We start from the raw sequence: 18788 nt of genomic DNA, 5'->3' as shown, positions 1-18788 counted from the left end.
AAATTCGGCGAAATCGGGGCGGAGCGTTCGGTCAAGTCCGGGCAAAGCGCCGCGGCAGGGTCAGACCGGCCCACACGCCGGCCAGGACGGTCAGACCGAACACCCAGCCTGACAGGGCGCCGGCCATGGTGCCGGACAGCAGCGTGCCGACCGTGCAGCCAAGCCCGGTCATGCTGCCCCAACCGAGCAGAAGCCCGCCGCCGAGGCCCCGCGCGGCGTCGCTCAGCGTCGGGCGGCGCGGGGTGAACTGGCCGGCGGCGAGTGAGGCGGCGAAGCCCCCGACGACCAGACCGGCGACCAGAAGACCGTTCGGGGTCAGCCATGTGTCGCCCGGAACGGTGGCGCAGCCGGCGAAGCCGTCCAGCCCCTCCAGCCGCAGGGGAACGAGCCCGACCTCACTGCCCAACTGGCGGGCGGCGCTGCCGATGGCCGAGGTGACGCCCAGCGGCTTCAGCCGCAGGATCACCAGAAAGCCGATCAACCCGACCCCCAGCCCGCCGATCCAGTAGGGCCAACGCCCGTCGAACCAGGAGCGCAGCAGGCCGGTCAGGGTGTCCGGTGGCTTGCGGGCCGGCGCTTCGGAAGCGGCGACCGCGCGGAAGCGCCAGAGCAGAGCCGCAAGGCCGCCGAGCGCCAGAAGCTGCACCGCCAGCGACCCGCCATAGCCCAGATGATGGGGCAGCCAGACCACCGGGGCGGTGATGATGGTGGACAGGTAGAGGTCGTTCCAGGTGAGGAAGCCGAGCAGGAATCCGCCCGCCGCCCCGACCAGGGCGAAGGGGGAGACCGGCGAGCCCTCGCCCAGCCGGTAGAGATGGGCGCTGATGCAGGAGCCCGACACCGCCATCCCCAGCCCGAAGGCCAGACCGGCCAGCGCCAGCACCCAGCTCACCGGGCCGATGTGGGCGTCGGGCGGCAGGCGCGGGGCGACCGGGTTGGGCACCCAGGCGCCGAAGACGATGTGATAGCCGACCGTTCCCACCGCCAGGGCAAGCAGGATCGCCAGCAGGCCGCGCGGGTCGCGGCGGTCGATGAAGTCGCGGGCGTGGCAGAGGAAGCAGAAGCGCGTCCGCTGCAGCAGCGCACCGAACACCGCGCCGAGCGTCAGCGCAAAGGCCAGCGACGGACCGCCGCCGGGCTGAGCGGCCAGCGACTGGGCCGCAGCGACGACGGCGCCGGTCAGGAGCAAGGGAAGCAGCACCCGCCCGGCCAGCGCTTTGGCGCCGGATGCCGGGACGGAGGCTGAGCGGGGCGTCGGGGAAGCCCGCAAGGCGGGCTCCCCATTGCGGGTCCGGGCCGTCATGCGACGGGCGTCAGTTGGCCATCCATCCATGGCCCCCCGTCACTTGGCCGCCCAGACCGTACCGGCAGGGTTGTTCACCGGGACCCCGACGGCGTTGCCGTATTCGGTCCAGGACCCGTCGTAGTTCTTCACCTGATAGCCCAGCAGCTTGGACAGGGCGAACCAGGTGTGGCTCGACCGCTCGCCGATGCGGCAATAGGTGATGACCGGCTTCGAGCCGTCGATGCCGACGGAGGCGTAGAGCGCCTTCAGTTCCGCCACCGGCTTGAAGGTGCCGTCGGCCTCGTTCACCGCTTTACCCCAGGGGACGTTCACCGCGCCCGGCACATGGCCGGCGCGGATCGACAGCTCCTGGATGCCCTGCGGGGCGAAGACTTTGCCCTGGTATTCGTCGGGCGAACGGATGTCCACCAGCTTGGCGTCGCTCTTGCCGTCGGCCACCGCCACCACGTCGGACAGGCGGGCGCGCAGGCCGGTGTCGACCTTGGAGACGGCGTAGTTGCTGGGTTTCACTTCCGCCGGCTTGGTGGACAGGGCGCGGTTCTCCGCCTCCCACTTCTTGCGGCCGCCGTCCAGCAGCTTCACATTGTCCACGCCGTAGATGTCGAACACCCAGGCACCCCAGGCGGCAAACCAGTTGTTGGTGTCGCCGTAGAGGACGACCGTGCTGTCCTTCTCCACCCCGGCCTTGGACAGCAGGGCCTGGAACTGCTCCTTGCCCACGATGTCACGGCGGACGGTGTTGTTCAGGTCGGTGTGCCAGGAGAAGTTCACGCTGCCGGGGATGTGGCCGCGCTCATAGACGCCGGGATTCACGCTGACCTCGATGATTTTCACCTTCGGGTCGTTGAGGTTCTTTTCCAGCCAGTCGGTGGTGACCAGCGGCCCCTCTGGGGCGGCGGCCAGGGCGGATCCGGAAATCGTCGTCGCCAGCAGGACGCCGAAGGCGGCGGCGAAATGGCGCTTGGCCAAGCGGATTTTGGAGGGCAGCGGCGTGTTCATCGTGTCTCCTGGTTCGTCAGCGGTGCGGAAGCGGATCGGTGAAGCGAGAGACTGGCGCCCCAGATTGAACGGCAATCCTTGTGTTATTATGTATATAAATCTACTATGAAAATAGATTTATCGCAAGAGCGCTTCGTTCCCAGGAGCGGGAATGAGTGTTTCCGCAGAAGTTTGTGGCAATTCGCCGCTGCGTGCGGCTGCGTGTGGATGAACCACGATTTCGGCGCGCGGCTTGGCAGATTGCCTGCACTGCGTCATAAGGGCGGAGCCATGGCACGCCATCACGACACCATCGAAATCCTGGTCACCGCCCGCCACCTGGAGGCTCAGGGCATCCGGCCGACCACGCGCATGGTGCGGCTGGCGCTGGGCGGCGGCAGCAACGCGGCGATTGCCCAGGCGCTGGCCATGGCGGAGCTGACCCCGCTGGAGGAGCTGATCCGGCGGCGGCGCGACCAGCTCGACCTCGACATCGCCAACGCCCGCCGCGCGCTCGCGGAACTGGAGGCCGAACAGGCCCGGCTGGACGAGTTGGACGATTCCCTGACCGCGCTGGACAAGACATAGCCGAAAAAGAAACCCCTTCCCCGGATGGTGCCGGGGAAGGGGCTTGGAACGCGGCGCCTGTGCCGGCGGAAGCGGTCAGCCGGGCTGATGCGCCTTGGCGTAGCCCAGCGACTGGAGCGCCTCGGCGATCTCCGGCAGGATGCCCGGATCGTCGATGGTTGCGGGGGTCTTGTAGTCCTGGTTGTCGGCGATCTTCTGCATGGTGCCGCGCAGGATCTTGCCGGAGCGGGTCTTCGGCAGGCGTTCCACCACCACGGCGCGCTTGAAGTCGGCAACCGGGCCGATCTGCTCGCGCACCAACTGGACCACCTCCTTCACGATCTCCTCGTGCGGGCGGGTCACGCCGGCTTTCAGGCAGAGGAAGCCCAGCGGCACCTGCCCCTTCAGGTCGTCGGCGACGCCGATCACCGCGCATTCCGCCACGTCCTTGTGGCTGGCCAGAACCTCTTCCATGCCGCCGGTGGACAGGCGGTGGCCGGCGACGTTGATGATGTCGTCGGTGCGGGCCATGATGTAGACGTAGCCGTCGTCGTCGATGAAGCCCGCGTCACCGGTTTGGTAGTAGCCGGGATAGTCGGACAGGTACGACTTCCTGTAGCGGTCGTCGGCGTTCCACAGCGTCGGCAGCGTGCCCGGAGGCAGCGGCAGCTTCACGCAGATGGCGCCGATGTCGCCGCGCGGCACCTCCTTGTTCTCGGCGTTCAGGATCTGCACGTCCCAGCCCGGCATCGGGCGGGTGGCTGAGCCGTACTTGATCGGGAAGAGCTGCACGCCCAGCGGGTTGCCGGAGATCGCCCAGCCGGTCTCGGTCTGCCACCAATGGTCGATGACCGGAACGTTCAGATTGTCCTCGGCCCAATGCAGCGTGTCGGGGTCCGACCGCTCGCCGGCCAGGAAAAGGGCGCGGAAATGCGACAGGTCGTACTTCTTCAGCAGTTCGGCGTTGGGGTCCTCGCGCTTGATGGCGCGGAAGGCGGTCGGGGCGGTGAACAGCGTGCCGATCCTGTGCTGCTCGATCACCCGCCAGAAGGTGCCGGCGTCCGGCGTGCCGACCGGCTTGCCCTCGAACACCACCGTGGTGCAGCCGTGCAGCAGCGGGCCGTAGACGATGTAGGAGTGGCCGACCACCCAGCCCACGTCCGACGCCGCCCAATACACCTCGCCCGGCTCAACGTTGTAGATGTTCTTCATCGTCCACTTCAGCGCCACGGCGTGGCCGCCGTTGTCGCGGACGACGCCCTTCGGCTGGCCCGTGGTGCCGGAGGTGTAGAGGATGTAGAGCGGGTCGGTCGCGGCCACCGGCACGCACTCCGCCGGCTCGGCCTTGGCGACGGCCTCCGCCCAGTCCACGTCGCGGCCCTCGACCAGGGTCGCGGTCTCCTGCGGGCGCTGGAAGACGATGACGCTCGACGGCTTGTGCTCCGCCTGCTCGATGGCGGCGTCGAGCATCGGCTTGTACTTGACGACGCGGTTCGGCTCGATGCCGCAGGAGGCCGAGACGATGGCCTTCGGCTTGGCGTCGTTGATGCGGGTCGCCAGCTCGTGCGGGGCGAAGCCGCCGAACACCACCGAATGCACCGCACCGAGACGCGCGCAGGCCAGCATGGCGACCAGCGACTGCGGGATCATCGGCATGTAGAGGATGACGCGGTCGCCCTTCTCCACGCCCTGGGCGCGCAACGCGCCGGCGAAGCGGGCGACCTGATCCTGGAGTTCGGCGTAGGTGATGGTCTGCACGGTCTTGGTGACCGGGCTGTCGTAGATGATCGCCGCCTGGGCGCCGCGTCCGGCCTCCACATGGCGGTCGACGGCGTTGTAGCAGGTGTTCAGGACGCCGCCGGTGAACCAGCGGTAGAAGGGCGCGTTGCTGTCGTCCAGCACCTTGTCCCAGCGCTTGATCCAGGTGATGTCTTCCGCCGCCTCGCCCCAGAATCCGTCGGGATCGGACAGGGAGCGGGCGTGGATCTGGTTGTAGCGATCGGCCGAGCTTTGGCTCATGGGGGGCGTCCCTTATATTTTGTTTGGTTCGCGTTTCTCCGCAGCCGCGCAATGAACGTTCACGCGGCGGCCCCAATCTGCGTCAAATCTGCATCGTTTGGCAAACGGCATTCCGGAAGGTGCGGCGGGCTGTCGCACCACTTTGGTGAGCGCTGAACCCGCCCTCCGCCCCTTCGGCGGGTGTTACTGTTCCAGTTGCAGGAAGCCGGCGGCCAGCGCCGCGCCGCAGAAGCCGACATCCTCGATGTAGGTCTTCGTCTCCGACACCCGCACCCGCCCGCAGGGGCGTTGCGGGTTGTGGGTGTCGATGGGCATGACATGGCCGACGTCCTTCAGCAGCACCGTCTCCACCCACAGGGCGTTGGCGCCCGCCGGGGCGTAACCCTGTCGCACGGCGCGCTCCGGCCAGGACGGCTCCTGCCCGATGACCACGGGGGAATTTGCCTTCAGGCCGTGGAAGGCCGTCCACTGGTTGGTCAGGTAAAGGGCGTTCTGCGGGTCCACGGTGCAGTCCGCCGTCCCCTGGACGATCAGCACGCGCGGACGCCCCACGGGGTGCTGGGCGCGCTGGATCGCCTTCGTCCATTCGCGGCTGTCGTAGCCGCCGGAGCGCGCCTTCACCTCGGCGCAGCCGCGCGACACGGAGATGCCGCAGAGCGACGCGGCCGACTGCATGCTCTGCGCGCACATCACCGGCACGCCCGCGAAGAGCGCCCCGCCCGCGAAGAGGTGCGAATAGTCGGCCAGCAGAACCGCGGCCATGCCCGCCCCCGCCGACAGGCCGGTGACGGAGACCTGCTCCGCGTCCACCGTCGGGCCGTTGGCGCCCAGCCCCTTGCCGGAGACGACCGCGCCGACCATCGAGGCGATGGCCGCCGCCTCGCTCGGCACGAAGCCCTTCAGCGGGCTGTTCAGCCGGTCGGCGAAGTTGAAGCAGCCGAGCGGGTTGCCGTAACGCCCGAAGCCTCCCGTCCCCACCATGGAGAACAGGTTGTGCTTCTGCGCCGGCAGCAGGGCGACGAAGCCATGGGCGTCGGCCATGTCCTTCCAGCCCGAATCCTCGAAGAAGGTCCGGGCGTCCTGCTCGCAGCCGTGCAGCAGGACCAGCAGCGGCGCCTTGCCGCGCCCCCGCACGCTGTCCGGCACATAGACCAGAGCCGACAGGGCGGTGCCCTGCGCGTCATAGCTGCCGACGGGCAGTTCGACGGGGGCCGGTTGGGTCTGGGACTGCACCGCGGCGGCGGGCAGAAGCCACGACAAGAGGAAGAACGCCGCCAGCACCGGCTTTCGTAAGCGCACCAACAATGTCATCGCCGCCTTCTCCTTCCCGCGTCCCGAGATTTGATTCGTCAGGAAGCAAATCGTCTCATCATTTCCCATGGAAGGCGCGCAACAATCACTTGTGAACCGCTAAATTTTAAATCGGACGATCAAGCGCATACTTGCGTATGGCTGCGTTCATTTTTCGCAGGCCGTGACCTCCTGTCCATCGTCCGGCTCCCTCTCCTACGGCCTTGTCTCTGGCCTATTGGAGACCGGAACGCTATGCATGTCCCCATGAGCATTGACCCGCCCGTCTTCGGCATCCGCCCGATCCTGACCGTCATCCATCCGAACGGCGAGCGGCTGATCGTGGCCCGGCTGACCAGTCTCGGTGGGTCCAGCCAGTCCAACCGCTTCGTCCTGCGCCGCGCCGATTTCCGCGCTCCGTGGGAGCAGCCGGACAAGGGCTATTTCGGTTATGCGGAGGTCGCCCGCGCGCTGGACGGCAACGGCTGGCGCGGCTGCGCCATCGAGGCGATGCCCACCACCGACCTGGAGGAACGGCGGACCCGCCAGCTCGCCCGCAAGAAGCTGCACCTGCAATGCGTGGAGGCGGCGATCCGCCGCGCGCAGGAAAGCCAGGCTTCCTGAGCGGGCACCACAGCACAGCCTTCCCCCGAACCCGCGCGGCGCTTATATCCCGTTCCAAGCACAGAACGGAGGGACAGATGACCCGCAGCGCCACCCGGCACCCGATTGGCAATTTCCTTGGCGCTCCCAAGACCACCATGCCCGACACCGCCCTGGCCGCCACGGGGGACGGGCCGGACCTCGGCGTCCTGCCTTCCTGGGACCTGACGGACCTCTATCCGGGCATGGAGTCGCCGGAGCTGAAGGCCGACCTGGAGCGGATGGAGCGCGCGTCCAAGGACTTCTATGAAGAATACGCGACCAAGCTGGCCGGGCTGGACGGCAACGCCTTCGCCGCCGCCATCCGCGAGTACGAGCGCATCGACGAGGTGCTGTCGCGGGTGATGTCCTACGCCGGGCTGGTCTACAACGGCAACATGACCGACCCGGCCATCGCCAAGTTCTACCAGTCGGCGCAGGAGCGGGTGAACGGCATCTCCACGCACCTCGTGTTCTTCACGCTGGAAATCAACCGGTTGGAGGACAAGGTCCTGGACGCCAAGCTGAAGGCGTCGAAGGAATTGGCCCGCTACGCCCCCTGGCTGCGCGACGTCCGCCTGTTCCGCGAGCACCAGCTCTCCGACGAGGTCGAACGCCTGCTCCACGAGAAGCATGTGGTCGGGCGCGCCGCCTGGAACCGCCTGTTCGACGAGACCATCGCCAGCTTGCGCTTCCCCATCGGCGGGAAGGAACTGACCTGCGCGGAGGCGCTGAACCGCCTGTCCGACCGCAACCCCGCGGTCCGCAAGGAGGCCGGGACGGTGATCGGCCGGGTGATGGGCGACAACATCCGCCTGTTCGCGCTGGTCACCAACACGCTGGCCAAGGACAAGGAGATCGACGACAAGTGGCGCAACTACAAGGCGCCGACGTCGGCCCGCAACCTGTCCAACCGCGTCGAGGACGAGGTGGTGGACGCCTTGGCCGCGGCGGTGAAGGACGCCTACCCCGCCCTGTCCCACCGCTACTACGCGATGAAGGCCAAGTGGTTCGGGCAGGACCATCTGGATTACTGGGACCGCAACGCGCCGCTTCCCGACGACGCCGACCGCAGCATCCGCTGGGACGAGGCGCGCGATCTGGTTCTGGGCGCCTATGGCCGCTTCTCGCCGGATCTGGCCGCGCTCGGCAAGCGCTTCTTCGACAACGCCTGGATCGACGCGCCGGTGCGCCCCGGCAAGGCGCCGGGCGCCTTCGCCCACCCCACGGTGCCCAGCGTCCACCCCTATCTGCTGGTCAACTACCAGGGCAAGACGCGCGACGTGATGACGCTCGCGCATGAGCTGGGCCACGGCGTGCACCAGATCCTGGCCGGTGGGCAAGGTCACCTGCTGTCCGACACGCCGCTGACCCTGGCGGAGACCGCGTCGGTGTTCGGCGAGATGCTGACCTTCCGCGCCCTGCTCGACCGCGAGACGGACCCGAAGTGCCGCAAGATCATGCTGGCCTCCAAGGTCGAGGACATGCTGAACACGGTGGTCCGCCAGATCGCCTTCTTCGACTTCGAGCGCCGCGTCCATACCGAGCGCCGCGAGGGCGAACTGACGGCGGAGCGGCTGGGCGAGATCTGGATGGCGGTGCAGACCGAGAGCCTCGGCCCGGCGCTGCGCTTCGACGAGGGCTACCGGAACTACTGGTCCTACATCCCGCACTTCATCCACTCGCCCTTCTACGTCTACGCCTACGCGTTCGGCGACTGCCTCGTGAACTCGCTTTACGCGGTCTACCAGGAGTCGGAGACGGGCTTCGCGGAGAGGTATCTGGCGATGCTGTCGGCGGGCGGCACGCTGCGCCACCAGGAGCTTCTGGCCCCCTTCGGGCTGGACGCCAGCGATCCGGCCTTCTGGCAGAAGGGTCTGAACGTCATCCGCGGCTTTGTTGACGAGCTGGAAAATCAGTCCTGACCGGGTTTTCTTGACGAACGTCAAGAATCCCCAATCGGGGGATGGGTATGGTGGCCTCCAATGATCCCTTCGGAGAGCACCATGCCCACCCTCTCGATCCCCGCCTGGAGCCCGTCCCTGGAAGTCGGCAACGCCATCATCGACGCCGACCACAAGGAGACCATCGAGCTTCTGGCCGAAGCCGCCAAGGCGTCGGACGCCGACCTGCCCGCCCATTTCACCGCCTTCGCCCAGCACCTCCGCGACCATCTGGCCCGTGAGGAGGAGCTGATGCACCAGTATGGCTTCCCGCCGACCCCCATCCACGTCCACGAGCACAACCGCGTCCGTCTGGAGCTGGAAGGCATCGCCAAGCGCATGGCCGCGGGCAATCTGGCGCTCGTCCGCGGTTACCTGACCGAGGTCGTGCCGGAGTGGTTCATCAACCACAAGAACACCATGGACAGTGCCACCGCCGCCTGGATCCGCAGCCAGGGCGGCTGATCCACCGCCTCCCGCCGTCAAAGCCGCGCAGACACCGAATTGAGGGGTGGCTCCGTCCGGAAGAACACCGGAGGGAGCCCTTTCCCGGATGGCCTGAACATGGGCGCAACTTTACCCTTGTTGCGCTGATCCACTCCGGATATTCGCGAAAATTGCTGCTTTGACGTGGGAGGTGCTTGATGGGCGATTTCACGCTTCGCACCGCCGACCGGCGGGACGCGACCCTTTCCGAGGACGCCGTCAACGATCTTGCCGCCCGTCTGCGCGGCCCGCTGCTGACTCCGCAGTCGCCGGGCTATGACGAGGCCCGGACGATCTGGAACGCCATGATCGACCGCCGGCCCGGCCTGATCGCCCGCTGCGCCGGGGCCGCCGACGTCATGCAGGCGGTGCGCTTCGCGCGGGAGAACGGGCTGCTGGTTTCCGTGCGCGGCGGCGGTCACAACATCGCCGGCAATTCCCTGTGCGACGGCGGCCTGCTGATCGACCTCGGTGCCCTGCGCTTCGTCCATGTCGACCCGGTCAGCCGGACGGCGCGGGTGGCCCCCGGCGCTACGCTGGGCGACCTCGACCGGGAGACGCAGGCCTTCGGGCTGGCCGTGCCGGTCGGCATCAACTCCACCACCGGCATCGCCGGGCTGACGCTGGGCGGCGGGTTCGGCTGGCTGACCCGCAAATACGGTCTGACGGTGGACAATCTGCTGGGCGCCGACGTGGTCACCGCCGACGGGAAGTTCCTGCGCGCCAGCGCCGACGAGAACGCCGACCTCTTCTGGGCCATCCGCGGCGGCGGCGGCAACTTCGGCGTCGTCACCTCCTTCACTTTCCGCCTGCATCCCGTGGGACCGATGGTGTTCGCCGGGCTGGTCGTCCATCCCTTCGCCGGGGCCGGCGCCCTGATGCGCCGCTACCGCGACGCCACGGCGGCCCTGCCGGACGAGGCCACCGCCTGGATGGTGCTGCGCAAGGCGCCGCCCCTGCCCTTCCTGCCGCCGGAGGTGCACGGCAAGGAGGTGGTGGTCATGCCTGTCATCTGCGCCAGCGACGACGAGGCGGCGGCCCGCAAGGCGCTGGAACCGGTGCTGTCGCTGGGCACGCCCGTCGGGGAGCATGTCGGCCTCATGCCCTACGCGGCGTGGCAGGCGGCCTTCGACCCGCTCTTGGTGCCGGGCGCGCGGAACTACTGGAAATCGCAGAACTTCACGGGGCTGGAGGACGGGCTGATCGACATGCTGGTCGAGGAGGCCGGGAGACTGCCCTCCGACCAATGCGAGATCTTCGTCGGCCTGCTCGGCGCTGCGGCCAACCGCGTGCCGGCGGACGCCACCGCCTACCCGCACCGCGACGCCCTCTTCGTCATGAACGTGCACGCGCGCTGGAACACTCCGCCGGAGGACAGCGCCTGCATCCAATGGGCACGCGGCGTTTCTGACCAGGCCGCCCGCTACGCCACCGGCGGGGTCTACGTGAACTTCGTCACCGACGACGAGCAGCGCGTCCAGGCCGCCTACGGGCCGAACTACGAACGCCTGCGGGTGCTGAAGGCGAAATACGACCCGACCAACCTGTTCTGCGTGAACCAGAACATCGCGCCGGGCGAGTGAGTTCGGTAATCCTGCGGAACGGTGGCACCATCCCGCGCAAGCGGGTTACAGTGTCACCGATCCCCAGGAGAGCGAAATGGGCAAGATCGTCAGGCTCGAAATCGACGAAGCGCTGCACGCGACTCTGACCGAACGCGCCGCGATCAACGGGCGTTCGGTCGAGGAGGAGGTCGGCGCCATCCTGTCGCAGGCCGCACGCCCCGGCCGTGCGGCGCTCATTGAGTAACTCCAGCGGGAGCAGGACGAACTTGCCCGCAAATACGGTGTGCTTCCCGACAGCACGCCGCTGATCCGTGAATGGCGCGACCGGTGAGCGTGGTGGGCCAAGCGGTCGTCGTGGACGCCAGTGTCGCCGTGAAATGGATCATCAGGGAAGACGCAAGCTCAGACGCACTTGCGTTCCTTGCCCAGGAAAAGCCGCTGCTGGCACCCGATATTTTGCTCATAGAAGTGGCTGCAGCGCTGGCCAAGCGAGTCCACACGGGCACTTTGGAAAAGTCGGATGCCGATATGCTCTTGGGCCGCTTGCGAGGATTGGTCGCTCAACTCCCGCCGACGCTGACTCCGGCGGTGGATGTGGCGGAGCGTGCGCTCGACCTCAGCGGCACACTTCGGCATCCATTGGTCGATTGCCTCTGTCTGGCTCTCGCTCGGTCGAGGAACGCGGGACTGGTGACCGCTGACCGCAAATTGGCGGAAGCCGCCGCCCGAAGCGGGTTGACGGGTCTGGTCCGGATCGGCCCCGCCACCTGAGGCGACGCCAGGGGACTCGCCTTTCGGCCCCGCCGCACCCACCTATTCGGCATGCCGAACACGGATGAGAACAGGCTTGGCGGCCGGATCGCGCGGTATGCGCGGGTCGGGACCGCCGTAGGGGGCCTTGCGGCCCGTTTCGCCGGAGAACGGGTGCTGGGCATTCCCCTGGAGCGGGATCGCCACGCCGCCGAACTGCGCGCCGCGCTGGGCGGGCTGAAGGGACCGTTGATGAAGGTGGCGCAGCTGCTGTCCACCATCCCCGACGCCCTGCCCCGCGAGTATGTGCAGGAGCTGTCGCAGCTCCAGGCCGACGCCCCGTCGATGGGCTGGCCCTTCGTCAAGCGCCGCATGGCGAGCGAACTGGGGCCCGCCTGGCACAAACGCTTCCGGCACTTCGAACAGACCGCGGCGGCGGCGGCCTCGCTGGGGCAGGTGCACCGGGCCGTCGGGCTGGACGGGCAGACCCTCGCCTGCAAGCTCCAGTACCCTGACATGGCCTCCGCCGTCGAGGCGGACCTGCGCCAGCTCGGGCTGATCTTCGCCATCTTCGAACGCACCGACAGCGCCATCTCCACCAAGCAGATCCAGGCCGAAATCGGCGCCCGGCTGCGCGAGGAGCTGGATTACGAGCGCGAGGCCAAGCACGCCCGCCTCTACCGCGCCATGCTGGCCGACACCCCCGGCGTTCATGTGCCGGCGGTGGTGCCGGAGCTGTCCACCCGGCGCCTGCTGAGCCTGGAATGGGTGGAGGGCCGCAAGATCCTCGACTTCGTCAAGGACCAGCCGGACGCCCGCGACGCGCTGGCGATGAACATGTTCCGGGCTTGGTACGTGCCCTTCTACGGCTACGGGATCATCCACGGCGACCCGCATCTGGGGAACTACACGGTGCGCCCCGACCGGTCCATCAACCTGCTGGATTTCGGCTGCATCCGCGTCTTCCCGGCCCGCTTCGTGAAGGGGGTGATCGACCTCTACGACGCGCTGCAGACCGGCAACCAGGACAAGGCGGTGGAGGCCTACCGCACCTGGGGCTTCGGCAACCCGACCAAGGAGCTGGTGGACGTTCTGAACATCTGGGCGCGCTTCGTCTACGCCCCCATCATGGACGACCGCAGCCGCCGCATCGAGGAGACCAACTCCGGCCATTACGGCCGCGAGACCGCCGCCAAGGTCCATGCCGAGCTGCGCCGCGTCGGCGGGGTGGAGGTGCCGCGGGAGTTCGTCTTCATGGACCGCGCGGCCATCGGGCTGGGCTCCGTCTTCCTGCATCTCCAGGCCGAGGTGAACTGGTACCGGCTGTTCCAGGAAATGATCCAAGGCTTCGACGTGGATGTGCTGCACGCCCGCCAGACCGCCGCCCTGACCGCCCAGGGCCTCCCCCTGCCCGAATGATCCCAACCCGAGTAAGCGCCGACTCGTAATGCTTCCCCCGTCCCACCGCTTTGGTCTATACGAGCGGCTCCCATGAAGACCGCCGATTTCGACTTCGACCTTCCGCCGGACCGCATCGCCGAGCATCCGGCCAAGCCGCGTGACGCCGCCCGTCTGCTCGACGTGGCGGAGCGTCTGCACGACCGCACCGTGCGCGACCTGCCCGCCCTGCTGGAGCCGGGCGACCTGATGGTCGTCAACGACACCCGCGTCATCCCCGCCCGGCTGGACGGCCGGCGCGGCGAGGTGCGGGTGGAGATCACGCTCCACAAGCGCGAGGGCGAGCGGGAATGGGCGACCTTCGCCCGCCCCGGCAAGCGGCTGAAGCCCGGCGACGTGATCGCCATCGCCGAGGACTTCGCGGCGGAGGTCGTCGCCAAGGACGGGATGGAGGTGCGCCTGCGCTTCTCCAAGGGCGGGCCGGCGCTGATGGAGGCGCTGCACCGCCACGGCCGGATGCCCCTGCCCCCCTATATCCGGCGCGAGGCGGACGAGCAGGACGCGGCGGACTACCAGACCGTCTTCGCGGCACGGGAGGGCGCCGTCGCCGCCCCCACCGCCGGGCTGCACTTCACGCCGGAGCTTCTGGCGGCGCTCGACGCGCGCGGCATCCGCCGCGTGCCGGTGACGCTGCATGTCGGAGCCGGGACCTTCCTGCCGGTCAAGGTGGACGACATCGCCGAGCACCGCATGCACAGCGAGTGGGGCGAGGTCTCCCCCGAAACTGCCGACGCCATCAACGCCACCCGCGCGGCGGGCGGGCGGATCGTGTCGGTCGGCACCACCGCGCTGCGCATCCTGGAGACGGCAGGGCTGGACGACCGCAGCATCCGGGCCTTCAGCGGCGACACCGACATCTTCATCACCCCCGGCTACCGCTTCAAGATCGTGGACCTGCTGTTGACCAACTTCCATCTGCCCCGCTCCACCCTGTTCATGCTGGTCTGCGCCTTCGCGGGCATGGACACGATGAAGGCGGCCTACGCGCACGCCATCGGCCAGAACTATCGTTTCTTCAGCTACGGCGACGCGTCGCTGCTCCGGAGGGTGTGATGACCGGGATCGGGTTCGAGCTTCTGAAGACCGACGGGCGCGCCCGGCGCGGCCGGGTCTCCACCGCGCACGGCGTCATCAACACCCCGGCCTTCATGCCCGTGGGCACCGCCGCCACCGTCAAGGCGATGACCAGCGACGCCGTGAAGTCCACCGGCGCGGAAATCCTGCTGGGCAACACCTACCACCTGATGCTGCGCCCCACGGCGGAGCGCGTCGGGCAGTTGGGCGGGCTGCACCGCTTCATGAACTGGGACAAGCCGATCCTGACGGACAGCGGCGGTTTCCAGGTGATGTCCCTGTCGGACCTGCGCACCATGACCGAGGAGGGGGTGACCTTCAAATCCCACCTCGACGGCAGCAAGCACCATCTGACGCCGGAGCGCTCCATCCAGATCCAGCATCTGCTGGACAGCAACATCACCATGTGCCTGGACGAGTGCACCCCCTTCCCGGCGACGGAGGCCCAGGCGGCTTCGTCCATGCGCCTGTCGATGCGCTGGGCGAAGCGCAGCAAGGACGCCTTCGTCGAGCGGCCCGGCTACGGCCTGTTCGGCATCGTGCAGGGCGGTGTCTACGCGGACCTGCGGGCGGAGAGCGTGGCGGCCCTGACCGAGGTCGGCTTCGATGGCTACGCCATCGGCGGGCTGGCCGTGGGCGAGGGCCAGGAGACGATGTTCACCGTGCTCGACTTCACCGAGCCGCTGATGGTCACGGACCGTCCGCGCTACCTGATGGGCGTGGGCCGTCCCAGCGACCTGATCGGCGCGGTGCGGCGCGGAGTCGACATGTTCGACTGCGTGATGCCCACCCGCTCGGGCCGCACGGGGCAGGCCTTCGTGCGGCGCGGCACCATCAACATCCGCAACGCCCGCCACGCCCACGACGAGCGTCCGCTGGACGAGGAGTGCGGCTGCCCCGCTTGCATGAATCACAGCCGTGCTTATCTGCATCACCTGTTCAAGGCGGGCGAGATGCTGGGGCCGATGCTGCTGACCTGGCACAACCTGCATTACTACCAGGACCTGATGGCCGAGCTTCGGCAGGCCATCGAGGATGGCCGGTTCGAGGAGGTCGCGAGCGCGCTGGAAGCCCGCCTGAACGAAGGCGACGTCCCGGCCACCGAGGACCCGCTGGCCTCCCTGAAGGCCAAGCCGGCCAAGCCGGCCAAGCCCGCGAAGAAGGAATCCGCCGATGTCTGAGAATATCTATTCTGGCCTGACGCAGCTCGGCGGCGCCACCGTCCAGCCGAAGACGCCGGAAGAGGCGGTGCTGGAGCGCGTGCCGAACCCGAACCCCGGTGAGAACTACGTCGTGCGCTTCACCGCGCCGGAGTTCACCTCGCTCTGCCCGATCACCGGCCAGCCGGACTTCGCCCATCTGGTGATCGACTACGTGCCGGGCGAGTGGCTGGTCGAATCCAAGTCGCTCAAGCTGTTCCTGACCAGCTTCCGCAACCACGGCGCCTTCCACGAGGCCTGCACCGTCGGCATCGGCAAGCGTCTGGTCGACGAGCTGAAGCCGGTGTGGCTGCGCATCGGCGGCTACTGGTACCCGCGCGGCGGCATCCCCATCGATGTGTTCTATGCCACCAGCGAGCCGCCGAAGGGCGTGTGGATTCCGTCGCAGGACGTCCAGACCTACCGCGGCCGCGGCTGATCCGGACCACCCCAAGCAAAAGCCCCCTCTCCCCGGAGGGGAGAGGGTTAAGCAGTTCAAAACCACCATGCCCGACCCAGACACCTCCACCCGTGAAGCCATCCGCGACCGCGCTCTGTCGCTGGGCTTCGACGCGGTCGGCTTCGCGCGGGCGGAGTTGGGCGAGGAGGCCAAGGCGCGGCTGGCGGAATTCCTGCGCCAGGGCCGGCACGGCGACATGGGCTGGATGGAGGACAAGGCCGACCGCCGCGTCCATCCCCAGGCCCTGTGGGCGGAGGCGCGCACCGTCATCGCGCTCGGCACCAGCTACGTCCCGGCGGAGGACCCACGCGCCCTGCTGGCGCATCCCGACCGCGGCATCGTGTCGGTCTATGCCAAGAACCGCGACTACCACGACCTCATCAAGGGCCGGCTGAAGACGCTGGGCCAGTGGATCGCCCACCGCTTCAAGGCGGAGTTGAAGGTCTTCGTCGACACCGCCCCGGTGATGGAGAAGCCGCTGGCCGAGAAGGCCGGGCTGGGCTGGCAGGGCAAGCACACCAACCTCGTGTCACGGTCCCACGGCTCCTGGCTGTTCCTCGGCGAGGTCTACACGACGCTGGAGCTTCCGCCGGACCCGCCGGGGGTGGACCGCTGCGGCCAGTGCCGGCGTTGCCTGGACGCCTGCCCCACCGCCGCTTTCCCCGCCCCCAACCAGCTGGACGCGCGGCGCTGCATCTCCTACCTGACCATCGAGCACAAGGGACCGATCCCGGAGGAACTGCGCCCCCTTATGGGCAACCGCATCTACGGCTGCGATGACTGTCTGGCCGCCTGCCCCTGGAACAAGTTTGCCCGGCGCTCGCGTGAGGCGGCCTTCCTGCCGCGGGCGGAGCTGACGGCGCCGCGGCTGGCCGATCTGGCGCAGCTGGACGACGCCGGCTTCCGGCAGGTCTTCAGCGGTTCGCCGATCAAGCGGATCGGGCGCGACCGTTTCGTGCGCAACGTGCTGGTGGCTCTGGGCAACAGCGGCGCTCCGCGCCATGCCGCCGTGGCCGAACGCCTTTTGGAGGACCCAAGCGAGGTGGTGCGGGACGCCGCGGGCTGGGCGCTGGCCCGGCTCAGGGCCGCCCAACCTCTTTAGCACCCTTCAGGCTGAGCCAGAGCAGGCCACCGGGCAGGGACGACAGGGTGACCGACAGCCCGATCATCAGCGACAGGGCCAGCGCGTCGGTGGCGCCGAGGCCGTAGAGCGCGAAGCCGGCGACGAAGGCCCCTTCCCGCACGCCCCAGCCGTTCAACGAGATGGGCAGTGCCGCCGCGAAGATCGTCATCGGAACCACGGCCAGCGCGTCCAGGACCCGGACGGGGATGCCCAGCGCCTGGGCGTAGGCGATCACCGCGAAAATGGTGCACAGATGCACCGCCGCGCTGTGCAGCAGCCCGACCAGCGCCGGCCGGCCGAACAAGGCACCGCGCAGCCGCGCCACCTGCGCCTGCGCCGCCCGGACCGGCGGGCGCAACAGGATGCCCGGCAGAGGAATACGGTCCACCTGGAGCCCCGCCAGAAGGCCGACGGCGAGCAGAACGACCGCCACCGGCCCGGCCCAGGCGACCGAGGGCGGCGCGGTGGCGACGAGATGCGGCAGGCCGAGGAACAGAAGCAGGATGCAGCCGACCAGCGCCAGCAGCCGGTCCAGCACCAGCGCCAGCACCACGGCAGAGGACGATGCCCCGCCCCGGTAGGTCAGCCAGCCGCGCACCACGTCGCCGCCCAACGCGCCCGGCAGCACCTGTCCGAAGAACAGGCCGGTGAACATCAGCCGCATCGCCAAGCCATGCGACACCCGTTCGCCCGCGGCCCACAGGGAGTCGCGCCAGCGCTCCGCAGCGCAGACCACCGACAGAAATTTGGCCAGGAAACCGGCGCCCAGCCAGACCGGGTCCGCTCCGGCAACGCGCGCCAGCAGCGCCGGCCAGTCCGCCTTGACACCCAGCACGCCCAGAACCGCCAGGGTCACCGCCAGCTTGGCAAGCAGCATCAGGCGCCCGCCCGGCTTTCCCTCGGGCAGGGTGACCGGTTCGGTGGGCATGGCGCTGGCGTCCTGGCTGCTCAAATCCTTCATGACTCCTGGAGAAAAGCCGGCCGGCACTCTACCGGTTCGGCGGAAGAGCGTCCATCGCCGCCAGCACACCCGCCACGTCCATGTCGGCGAAGGACGGCCGATGGTGAACGACCATGCGCGGTCCATTGGCCTGGATGGGGATGGAGGCGTCGCAGAAAAGTCCCAGAGTCGGGCAGCCGACGGCGGCGACCAGATGGGTGGGCCCGGTGTCGTTGCCGACCGCCCCCCAGGCCCGGCGGGCCAGCCCGGCGATCTCAGGCACGCTGGTGCGGCTGGTCAGGTCCACCGCCTGCGGGCAGGCGGCGATGATGACCCGCGCAAGATCGGCCTCGATCGCCGTGCCCAGAACGACCGGCGTGATTCCACGCGTCGCCAGCGCGCACGCCAGTTCGCCGTAGCGTTCGACCGGCCAGCGCTTTTCGGGCCGCCCGGGAGAGCAGCCGGGGATCAGCAGCGCATAGGGCGCGGCGATGCCGAACCCGCCGATGTCGGCATCGAGCCAGGACAGATCCGGCACCGCGTCCGGCACGATTCCGAAAGGGGCCAATTGCCGGATGTAGCGCTCGGTCGCCGGGACCTTGCGGCGGCCCGGATACTGGTCGCGGTGCGAGGCGCCCCACGCCGTGCCCGACCACTCCGGCCAGGGACCGGGGGCGAGCAGCCACCAGTAGCGGTCCGTGCGCCGTTGCGCCTGGAGATCGTAGATCCGGTCGAAGCGTCCGGCACGCAGCTGTCGGCGGACGCGCCGGTAGGCGCCGAACGAGCGCTCGCGCGGGTCCTCCAGCACCTCGTCGAACAGGCCGCTGAGGCGGGCGAGCGGCGCCAGGGACGGCAGGGTCAGCAGCGTCAGATGATCGGCGGCGTGGTGCCGCCGGATGGCCGAAAAGGCGGTCTGGGCGAGAATGAAGTCGCCGAAGGCCCCCAGCTTGATGACCAGGACGCGGCGGGATTCGGTGCCGCTGTCCAC

General features: G+C 68.6%; 18 protein-coding genes. 12 read left to right on the top strand and 6 right to left on the bottom strand.

The window, feature by feature from the left end; genetic code table 11:
* Window positions 1–31: 31 nt before the first annotated feature.
* Both H0B54_RS27325 and H0B54_RS27320 read right to left on the bottom strand, forming a co-directional pair.
* Complete coding sequence (locus H0B54_RS27325; protein ID WP_246472883.1) at window positions 32–1270, bottom strand: YeeE/YedE family protein; 1239 nt, start codon at window positions 1268–1270, stop codon at window positions 32–34.
* A gap of 72 nt (window positions 1271–1342) precedes the next feature.
* Complete coding sequence (locus H0B54_RS27320) at window positions 1343–2305, bottom strand: sulfurtransferase (protein WP_188262944.1); 963 nt, start codon at window positions 2303–2305, stop codon at window positions 1343–1345.
* A 270-nt stretch (window positions 2306–2575) separates the two neighbouring features.
* On the opposite strand from H0B54_RS27320, the gene H0B54_RS27315 reads away from it, so the two are divergent.
* A complete protein-coding gene (locus tag H0B54_RS27315; protein WP_188262943.1) occupies window positions 2576–2872 on the top strand; it encodes a DNA-binding protein in 297 nt (98 codons plus the stop codon).
* 75 nt (window positions 2873–2947) lie between these two features.
* Here the strand turns inward: H0B54_RS27315 and H0B54_RS27310 are convergent, their stop codons facing one another.
* On the bottom strand, window positions 2948–4870 hold the full coding sequence (locus H0B54_RS27310) for a propionyl-CoA synthetase (RefSeq protein ID WP_188262942.1): 1923 nt from the start codon (window positions 4868–4870) through the stop codon (window positions 2948–2950).
* Window positions 4871–5053: 183 nt separating this feature from the next.
* Window positions 5054–6181 carry an extracellular catalytic domain type 1 short-chain-length polyhydroxyalkanoate depolymerase gene (locus H0B54_RS27305; RefSeq protein ID WP_188262941.1) on the bottom strand — a complete coding sequence of 376 codons (1128 nt, stop codon included), beginning with the start codon at window positions 6179–6181 and terminating at the stop codon, window positions 5054–5056.
* Between the two features lie 246 nt (window positions 6182–6427).
* On the opposite strand from H0B54_RS27305, the gene H0B54_RS27300 reads away from it, so the two are divergent.
* From H0B54_RS27300 to queG, 11 genes are all read left to right on the top strand, one after another.
* Window positions 6428–6784, top strand: a complete 357-nt coding sequence (locus H0B54_RS27300; RefSeq protein WP_188262940.1) for a hypothetical protein — start codon at window positions 6428–6430, stop codon at window positions 6782–6784.
* Between the two features lie 137 nt (window positions 6785–6921).
* A complete protein-coding gene (locus H0B54_RS27295) occupies window positions 6922–8727 on the top strand; it encodes a M3 family oligoendopeptidase (protein WP_188262952.1) in 1806 nt (601 codons plus the stop codon).
* Between the two features lie 81 nt (window positions 8728–8808).
* Window positions 8809–9210 carry a bacteriohemerythrin gene (locus H0B54_RS27290; RefSeq protein WP_172428710.1) on the top strand — a complete coding sequence of 134 codons (402 nt, stop codon included), beginning with the start codon at window positions 8809–8811 and terminating at the stop codon, window positions 9208–9210.
* Window positions 9211–9389: 179 nt separating this feature from the next.
* On the top strand, window positions 9390–10814 hold the full coding sequence (locus tag H0B54_RS27285) for an FAD-binding oxidoreductase (RefSeq protein ID WP_188262939.1): 1425 nt from the start codon (window positions 9390–9392) through the stop codon (window positions 10812–10814).
* Window positions 10815–10890: 76 nt separating this feature from the next.
* On the top strand, window positions 10891–11040 hold the full coding sequence (locus H0B54_RS27280; RefSeq protein WP_188262938.1) for a FitA-like ribbon-helix-helix domain-containing protein: 150 nt from the start codon (window positions 10891–10893) through the stop codon (window positions 11038–11040).
* A gap of 71 nt (window positions 11041–11111) precedes the next feature.
* Complete coding sequence (locus H0B54_RS27275) at window positions 11112–11567, top strand: type II toxin-antitoxin system VapC family toxin (protein ID WP_188262937.1); 456 nt, start codon at window positions 11112–11114, stop codon at window positions 11565–11567.
* Window positions 11568–11618: 51 nt separating this feature from the next.
* Entirely contained in the window at window positions 11619–12965 is a 1347-nt protein-coding gene (locus tag H0B54_RS27270) for an ABC1 kinase family protein (RefSeq protein WP_188262936.1), read from the top strand.
* Window positions 12966–13037: 72 nt separating this feature from the next.
* Window positions 13038–14057, top strand: coding sequence for a tRNA preQ1(34) S-adenosylmethionine ribosyltransferase-isomerase QueA (gene queA, locus H0B54_RS27265; RefSeq protein WP_188262935.1), 1020 nt, complete (start codon window positions 13038–13040; stop codon window positions 14055–14057).
* Entirely contained in the window at window positions 14057–15259 is a 1203-nt protein-coding gene (gene tgt / locus H0B54_RS27260; RefSeq protein ID WP_188262934.1) for a tRNA guanosine(34) transglycosylase Tgt, read from the top strand. The genes queA and tgt overlap by 1 nt, the downstream gene beginning before the upstream one ends.
* Entirely contained in the window at window positions 15252–15716 is a 465-nt protein-coding gene (queF, locus tag H0B54_RS27255) for a preQ(1) synthase (RefSeq protein ID WP_188262933.1), read from the top strand. Before tgt ends, queF begins: the two co-directional genes overlap by 8 nt.
* 67 nt (window positions 15717–15783) lie before the next feature.
* Complete coding sequence (gene queG, locus H0B54_RS27250; protein ID WP_188262932.1) at window positions 15784–16839, top strand: tRNA epoxyqueuosine(34) reductase QueG; 1056 nt, start codon at window positions 15784–15786, stop codon at window positions 16837–16839.
* Here queG and H0B54_RS27245 read toward each other — a convergent pair.
* Window positions 16817–17821: a lysylphosphatidylglycerol synthase transmembrane domain-containing protein gene (locus H0B54_RS27245; RefSeq protein ID WP_211109593.1), complete on the bottom strand. Its 1005-nt coding sequence runs from the start codon at window positions 17819–17821 to the stop codon at window positions 16817–16819. The genes queG and H0B54_RS27245 overlap by 23 nt on opposite strands.
* Before the next feature lie 28 nt (window positions 17822–17849).
* Window positions 17850–18788, bottom strand: coding sequence for a glycosyltransferase family 9 protein (locus H0B54_RS27240; protein ID WP_188262930.1), 939 nt, complete (start codon window positions 18786–18788; stop codon window positions 17850–17852).

The organism is Azospirillum tabaci, assembly GCF_014596085.1.
GTDB lineage: Bacteria > Pseudomonadota > Alphaproteobacteria > Azospirillales > Azospirillaceae > Azospirillum > Azospirillum tabaci.
Note: the sequence above shows the minus strand (reverse complement) of the source record. Positions and strands in the feature narration are given on the sequence as shown.